The sequence below is a fragment of the Chitinophaga sp. genome, assembly GCF_035564935.1.
In the GTDB taxonomy this organism is placed as follows: Bacteria; Bacteroidota; Bacteroidia; order Chitinophagales; family Chitinophagaceae; genus Chitinophaga.
On sequence record NZ_DATMTE010001018.1, the window covers coordinates 1 to 8,212 of the forward strand.

The 8,212-nt window shown below is 46.6% G+C and carries 4 protein-coding genes; all 4 read right to left on the reverse strand.

From position 1 onward, the window contains the following. Nucleotides 1-280: 280 nt before the first annotated feature. Genes VN105_RS26430 through VN105_RS26445 form a run of 4 tightly spaced genes read right to left on the reverse strand, consistent with a single transcriptional unit; the run spans nt 281 to nt 8,122 of the window. On the reverse strand, nt 281-1,831 hold the full coding sequence (locus tag VN105_RS26430; protein ID WP_325645899.1) for a redoxin domain-containing protein: 1,551 nt from the start codon (nt 1,829-1,831) through the stop codon (nt 281-283). 30 nt (nt 1,832-1,861) lie between these two features. Continuing rightward, nucleotides 1,862-2,980: a TlpA disulfide reductase family protein gene (locus tag VN105_RS26435; protein WP_325645901.1), complete on the reverse strand. Its 1,119-nt coding sequence runs from the start codon at nt 2,978-2,980 to the stop codon at nt 1,862-1,864. A 21-nt stretch (nt 2,981-3,001) separates the two neighbouring features. Then, entirely contained in the window at nt 3,002-4,468 is a 1,467-nt protein-coding gene (locus VN105_RS26440) for a RagB/SusD family nutrient uptake outer membrane protein (RefSeq protein ID WP_325645903.1), read from the reverse strand. Nucleotides 4,469-4,477: 9 nt separating this feature from the next. After that, nucleotides 4,478-8,122: a SusC/RagA family TonB-linked outer membrane protein gene (locus tag VN105_RS26445; RefSeq protein ID WP_325645905.1), complete on the reverse strand. Its 3,645-nt coding sequence runs from the start codon at nt 8,120-8,122 to the stop codon at nt 4,478-4,480. Nucleotides 8,123-8,212 lie beyond the last annotated feature (90 nt).

Consider the following 8,212-nt stretch of genomic DNA (forward strand, 5'->3'; position numbering starts at 1 on the left):
GGTGTATGCCGCTTTTGCATTCATAGTTGCAGTTTCAATAGCATCCTTTTCACCCTTTTTATCAGTCCTGATAAAAAGGGTATAATCGTTCTTCTTCCCTAATCCGCTTATTAACAATTCTTCTTCTATAATAATACCATGTGTTGGCTGAATGGGTGAAATTTTAACGGTTATTGCGGGTTTATAATTTAAAACTAACGCATATTTAACCCGAAGACCGCTAAAAAATAGCGCCTGTAAAACACAGGCGCCACTAATAAAACAGATGCTTGTTTCCTATTTACGCTTTATGATCCAGTAGCAGGTTGATCATCATTTCCAGCAGCGGCTCATTGTCGCTATCAATCCTGAAATCGGCAAACAAAATGCGCCCTTCCTGGTCGATCAGGAAGTTTGCCGGAGCGCCATCGCGATTATCAAGATTGCCTTTCACCCGGCCGGGCACATCTTCGAGCGGTGTAAAGCTATAGCCACTTTTTTTCATGAAAGAAGCAACATACTCATTTTGCTCAGGTGCAATGTTAATGCCTACGTAGCTTACTGGTTTGCCTTTAAACTTCCGGATCACACTTTCGAAATGCGGAAATTCTGCGCGGCAGGGGCCGCAACCCGGGAACCAATAAGTAAGCAGCACTACTTTACCCTTATAATCCGACAGGGAAGTTTTCCCCGTTGTCAGGTATGGTTTTAAGGTAAAAGGAGTTGCCTGTTTGGATGCGGCTAACAAACGCTGATAGATATCTGCATTTATTTGTACCTCGTTTTTACCAAGCCGGCTGCCATAACCGGAGATACCGGCTTTTATTTTGAGACCGGCTCTTCTTACAAAAGCCGCTATCAGGCTATCATAGGCCGCGGCAGGGGTTACAGACATGGCTATGGCGTCGGCTTTTAAGAGTGTAACGTCTTCAACAAAACCGTCGTACCAGGGTAGCTTAATGGCAGAAAGAATGGAAAGCGCCGCAGCGCCTTTTTTTTGCTCCAGCAAACCATTGACCTCGGCCACCTGTTCTGCCAGTTTTACTTTAGCAGGCCAGGGGGAATCTTCGCCATCTTCCGTCTTTTCCTTTGACATTTCTTTGGCAAGGGCGGCCGCTTGTGCCGTGTTGCTATGTATCAGAAGATCATAGTAACCATACATGCCACTGGACGACCATCTATATTTGGCTACCGGGTAACTGTTTTTTAATAACTCGTATATTTTCATTTTATACGGGATGTCTTTCGATTTGGCGGCAAGCCAGTAAAGGGATTGAGCGCCCCGTTCGTTTTCAGGAAAACGTTTTGCCACTTCCAGGCTCATTTCCTTGTATTTTTCCTCGTCCGTATCCTCGAAAGACATGGCATAGTAGAAAGCAAATGCGGCATTGGACGGATCAGCTTCTGCTGCCTTTTGCAGGTATTTACGGCCAGCTTCAAAATCTCCCCAGCGGTCGGCGTCAAACCATAAATCTCCCCAGGCTTCTGCCAGTTTTGGATCAAGTTCAACGGCTTTTAACAGGTAAGGTTTTGCCTTCGGGCTTTCCGCATCGGCCAACGCATTGCCAAGGGCAAAGGGCACGGTAGCTGATGCAGGGAATTGTTTCATCCATTTTTCGTATTGGGCAGCCGTGGCGGGCTTGTCGGCCCCCACAGCTTCAATATAGGCTTTGTGTGCGCTTAAGCTGTCCGGCGTTTTCTCAACTGCTGTTATTAATTTTGTCAGTGTAGCCTTGTCCGTTACAGTTTTCTTTTCGGAATGCTGGGCATATCCTTCCGGCAGGCCGGTGAAGAATAATGAGGATGTTGCGAAGGCAACGATACCAGCTAGTTTTAGTTTATGAAGGATCATTGTGAATAGTTTTAAAACATAAGATTGCGGTTATTTTAAAACGGCGGCCAGTTTTGCATCCAGTACGGCGCCATCTATCTGTCGTTCCAGTATCTTTCCATCAGGGTCTACCAGGAAATTGTCGGGGATGGGCGTAACGCCATATAACCTGGCCAGACTAATGTCTGAAGGGCGACTTTTATCAACGACATCCCGTACATTTATCCAGGCCAAATTCTCTTCCTTTAATGCTTTTTCCCACTTACTTTTATCAGCATCCACAGAGATGCTTAAAATGGTAAACCCTTTGTCTTTATATTTTTCATAAGCTGCTTTCAGCGCCGGGATCTGCTTACGGCAAGGTACACACCAGCTGGCCCAAAATTCGAGCAGTACGTATTTCCCCCGGAAGCTGCTGAGGCTTACCGGTGTTCCGTTTGCATCATTAATAGTAAATGCAGGAGCGGGGTTACCAACGGCGGTACGTTGCCTTCCATTGATGGTTTCAAAAGCAGCTTTTACATCCCTCGTGTTTTTCAATTTTTCATCCAGGTGTGCGTAGGCAGCAGCCAGTCTTTCCAGTGGCGCGCTGGTAGAGATCACATAAATAAAGCCGGCGCTGTTCAGGGACCCCGGATGCGCTTCAATAAATGCAAGTTTGTCGAGCATGATGGAGTCGCTGATCAGCGTCAGGGCTTTATCGAGCTGTGCCTGCGCTGCCGTATCAGTTGTTTCCCGGTATGCCTTTGCCATACTTCTCCTGCGCTGGTATCTTCCTTTTTCTGTGGCAGCCAGTTCCTTTACGATATCGTTTTCGGGGGTACCGGTAATCTGCACACCAGTAGAAACATCGCCTTCAATACTGATGGTGCCGGGTTCCAGCACAAAAGCTGCCAGCGAACCTCCGTTGGCAGTAGTGAGATAGGCTTGCCGGGCACTGTCTATATTTCCTTTAACAGAGAATTGCCCATTGCTGGCGACAGCCGTGAAGGAATCGGTTTTTACATCCCCTTTGTCATCTGCTATTTGTGCATATACAAGGATGCTATCACTTTTAAGGCCGGTAATATGACCTTTGATTTCAAATGATGACGGGGCCGGCGGTTGCTGGCAGGAAACAACGCCGAAGACCATTAATAACAGTGTTGAAAAAATACTGGTTGGTTTCATATAGTTGAATAATTAAAGTGTTTAGTAGGCATTTTGTTCAATTTCTCCTTTGCTGACATTAATTTCCACCGCGGAAATAGGCACGACCAGCCGTTTAGTGGTAAGGGTATAAGTTTTCGGCGTATTTACATCTACGCCGGTAGTTGTTACATTAAAAAAATCACGGGTCACCGTTACATCATCCGCAGGATCATCGTTTACACTGAAACGGCGGATATCGTACCAACGCATCGCAAAGGGCAATTCCCTTCTTCTTTCTTCCAACACTTTTTTAACGGCATCTTCCCTGCCGGAGGCAGATAGTGCCACATAGGTGCTCATGCGCTTCTGCCGTAATATATTTACGGTAGTCATGGCGCCGTTTACATCTCCCTGGCGGGCCTGGACTTCTGCTTTGTTAAGCAGTACTTCGGCAACGGTAAATCCTGCAGGCAGCTCGGAGCCATCATCAAAAATGGTGTACCTGTAGTTGACCGGAGACACTACATCCATTCGCCGCCCCCCGTTGCGGATCATAAAATGCCTGTAACGTAAATCATGCTGTTGGTCGTACAAGGCCAGCAAACCGGCGCTGGGTACAAACCATTGTGAAGAGTAATACGTGAACCTGGTATAGTAAAACTCCGGCCAGTAGAGAAACTTTGCGGGGGTCCAGGAGTTCAGCTCTATATACCGGAGGGTATCAGCAGGATTGGAATAAATAGCAGGAATACCCGGCGCCAATGTATTGTAGTCTACCAGTTTTGCTTTTGCAGTGGCCAGTGCTTTTTCTGCCTCTGCCAGGCTTAGGGGATAATTACCCGTGAAAAGATAGTAGCGGCTCATAAAAGCAGCAATGGCTTTTTTACTGATACGCCACGCACGGCGGGGATCTACGTCATCAACGGGTACCTTTTGTGCTTCTGTAAGGTCGGACTGTATGAAATCATAGGTATCCTTCAGGGTAGCACGTTTCAGGGATTCTTCGTAGGTAGTCGTCTTTTTTAAAGGGAGACCCAAACTGCCCATGTTGGCGTCGTTAAATGGCGCGCAATAATGGTTAGCCAGTACCCAGTTGGAATAGCCCCTGATAAAATAAGCATCCGCTTTTACCCGTTCTTTAGCAGCGTTATCGCCTGTAACCCTGTCTATATTTTCCAGGATAAGATTGGCGGTGAATATCTTCTTGTATTCACCTTGCCACAGCGCATCAGCCGAAGCATTGATAACTCCTTCCACACTAAAGATATAATACTGCAATATATCTGTAGAGAATGCATTCCGGTTGTTTTTATAAAGATCCCTGGTAACTTCATAATCATCTGTTGACAGTGCCGCAGTGCTGTTACCTTCTTCCGCAAACTGCATGGCGTTATCCACCAGGGCTTCCAGTTGGGCAACCGTTTGAATGCTCGCTTGTTTACGCGGCTCTTCTTCCAGGTATTTTTTACATCCTGCCAGCAGTGCCAGGCAGGTTATTATAATGAGTGATGATGATAATCGTTTCATACTTTAATATTAAAATTGAACATTTGCACCAAACGTATAAGATTGTACCGGCCTGTTGGTTCCCGGGAGCCAGTCGGGGTTATATCCTTTTTTGTTGGCTTTCCATATCAGTCCCAGGTCCCTGGTTTGCACAAACGCTTTGATACCCGCAAAGTGAATGGCTTTTACAAGGCTTTGCGGCAACGCATATTGCAGCGTCAGTTCCTTGCATTCCACATAAGAGGAATTTTCTACTAAAGAGCTTAAGTAGGGAGTATAACGATCCCACAGGTATAGTTTGGTTTCATTGGGCTTTGCGAAGCCCGGAATGTTTGGATTACCGGCCAGCACATCGTTGACATATTTATTGACAAAAGTTTTTCCCGAGCCAACGGTGGCAGTGCTGTAGTTAAAGGTTGGATTGCGGTAAACGCCTCCGAATTTGCCGGTGAATATAGCAGTAAGGGTAAAGTGGTGAAAGTCGAAGCTGTTTACCCAACCGAGTGTATGCGGCGGTGTACCTGTACCTTCATAGTTCAGGATGGAAAGGCCGTTACTGATAGCAAGGGCTATACTATTGAAGGTTTGTGGTTGTCCTTTTAAGCCGGCAGCCATGGGAATGCCGTTATCCATCCCCAGGTAAGTAAGGGAGTATATGGGGTTGACCGGTTTGCCTTGTACAAATTCCCCTCCCAGCATCGAGGCAACATACAGGGATGGATTAAAAAGATCGTTTACACGGTTATAGTTATAGGCATAAGTAAGATTGGTGGTGTAATGAATACCGGTACCACCTATCTCCACCTCGCTACCCAGGCTTACTTCCACGCCCCTGTTAATGATGCCGGCGTTATTGAATTTCTGGGTAGTGGTACCTGTGGCCGCAGGCAAAGCGATAATACCTACAATACCTTTACCCATCTTATTATACAGATCAACAGACCCGAAAACTTTATTCTTTAATATACCAAAGTCAAAACCCAGGTTAGTGGTGGTGGTTTTTTCCCAACGGAGATTGGGGTTTCCATTATCGGCAATGGTAGCGGTGATAGTGTTGGTAGTGCCACTCAGGCTGCTGCCAACGGCCAGTAGCGCTTTGGTAGAAGTAGACCTTTCTACGTTACCGTTTTTACCATAGGTTAAGCGCATTTCAAGACGGTCAAAGAACCGGTTACTATTCATGAAGTTTTCATTCATGATATTCCACTTTGCGCCGAATGACCATAACGGGGACCAGCGCAAACGGGGATTGTCTGTTATGAAGTTGGAGGCATCGCTCCTGATACTGCCCGACAGGGTATACCTGCGATCATAGGTATAGGATGCGTTGGCGTAATAGGAAACATACTTATCCCGCTCCCAGGAAAAGCTGGGGGTGCCGCCGGGTATTATTGCCGGGTAGCCGGTGAAGTCGCTGAGGTAGTTCAGGGAATTACCATAGCCATAGGGCGGTACGGTTGCCTGCAGCTTATCCGGAAAATAGCCATAGGCATATGGATTCCCCTGGCCGGTGGTAGTGTACTGCGACACCTCCATACCTGCAATGGCGGTAATGCTGTGCTTATTATTGATTTCCTTGTCGTAATTCAACTGGTTCCTGACCAGGTAACTTTCCAGTTTCTCGGTACTGACATCTTTGGTGAGATAGGTAAGTGGATCGAGGAAAGAACGTGGCTTGAGAATGCCGCCTTTGGGAATGAATGAGCGCCCGATGGTTTGGGTAGACGGATCGTATTCTGTCATATTATTTACACGGCTTCGCACATAGAAAGTGCTTTCATCATAATAGTCCGAATAATCGGTTCTGGCTCTTTCGTACTGGAATCTGGAATCGAAACTGAAACCTTTGGGTAAACGGATGTTCAGCCCGGTCTGGATCCTGGCGCTGAGATTTTCTTTGCTCAGGCTTCTTCCTCTTACCTCCTGCAACAGGTTGTAGGACCAGTTGGCATAAGGAAATTTATCTGCCGGGATCTTCGACAACTGTTCCCGGTTATAGGTATTGAGGTTGGTAGCATAGCTGCCATCGGGGTTCAGCAGCATTTCGTAGGGCGACAGTTCCTCGATTTCGGCAAGCGTAGCGCCGCTGCTTTCCTGTTTTTTGTACTGGATATTAGTCCCGATATAAAAGGTAAGGAACTTTGCAATTTTAAAATCGTTGTTCAGGTTCAGGTTAAAACGGTTGTATCCATTTTTAACAAAAGATCCTTTATTATTCTCATACAGGACCGATGCATATGTTTTCGATTTTTCTGAACCTGCCTGAAAACTGATATTATATTGATTCAGGATAGCATGCTGCATCAGCAGATCTTCGATCTGCGAACGGTTGTTGATCTTGCTAAGGCGATCGAGGCCCGCGTTCATTTCCGTAGTACCGATTTTGCCATCCTGGTGCGCGTACAACAGTTCCTGGGCCAGGGTGAGGGAGTTGGTAATATCATAGAATGAACCTGAGTAGGGGAAAAAAGTCCAGTTGTTATCAAAGGCTTTATGTTCATACGCTACCTGGTCGGCCGAATTAGCCTGCGTAAGTACCTGGTTAAGATCTGTCATGCGGGAGATCCTGGTGAACGCGTTCGCCTCTATTTTCAGTTTATTGCTGCCTTTTCCTTTTTTAGTGATGACCACAATTACGCCATTGGCAGAACGGGCGCCCCAGATGGAAGCAGCGGCGGCATCTTTTAATACCGTGATAGATTCAATGTCGTTAGGATTGATATCGGAAAAGTTGCTCCCGGAAACAGGAAATCCGTCTACCACTACCAATGGACTTTGATCGGCATACAGGGAAGAGTTACCGCGGATGAGGAAGTTCATGCTGCCATCTTCATTCTCTTTGCCCTGCATACCAGCAACAAGGCCTTGCAAAGCAGTGGAAATATTGGATACGGGTCTTTTTTGCAGCATATCGTTGGATACTGCACTGAAAGCGCCTGTAGCGCGTTCTTTTGAAATGGTCTGATACCCGGTGGAGTAGGTAACAGACACGGCTTCCAGTGCATAGGGAGCGCTCTTGAGCGTCATACTTCCCAACACCAGCGGCGCATTGCTGGTTACTGTTATATTTTTGACGATGGTTTCATATCCTACCATAGATATTTCCAGCCTGTAATTACCAGGCTCCACTTCCGGGATCACAAAAACGCCGGAGGCATCAGTAAAAGCGCCTTTCTTTCCAGGCAGCAACCGTATTGAAACCCTTTCCAGCGGAGTTCCCAGGCTATCCGTTATTCTCCCCGTTACCGGTTGCAATGCGGACGGTTTGGGTGAAGGAATTTCGGGGAAATGTTTCCGGGAAAGAATAATGTTTTTACCAACGATCCGGAACGTAAGCGGCTGGTCCTGCAAGAGCGTTTCCAGCAGCCGTGGAACCGGCATGTTTTGCACGGAAAGTGAAACCGGCCTGGCATCCCGGAAAAGTTCTTTCTTACTGAAAACAACATAATCGGTTTGTTTCTCAATAGCTGCAAAGGCCTGTTCAAGTGTTAGATTTTTACCTGAGAGTGTAACTGATTGCGCTAAAACGGAAGCCTGAACCTGAAAGATAAATGTGACAAGAAGTACAATAGTCAGCTTCATGACCAGCAGTGTTTGGTTGATAGGCCGGCGCTTCATTGGTCGATTGTATAGCACAACGATCCCTGCGCCGAACCAATTAGCAGTTTTTTGCATAAATTGCAATTGATTTGGTTGGTTATAAAAGTGGTGGCAAACCCTTTAAATCGATTAAATTATTCTCCGGGAGCGCTTCGAACCACTCCC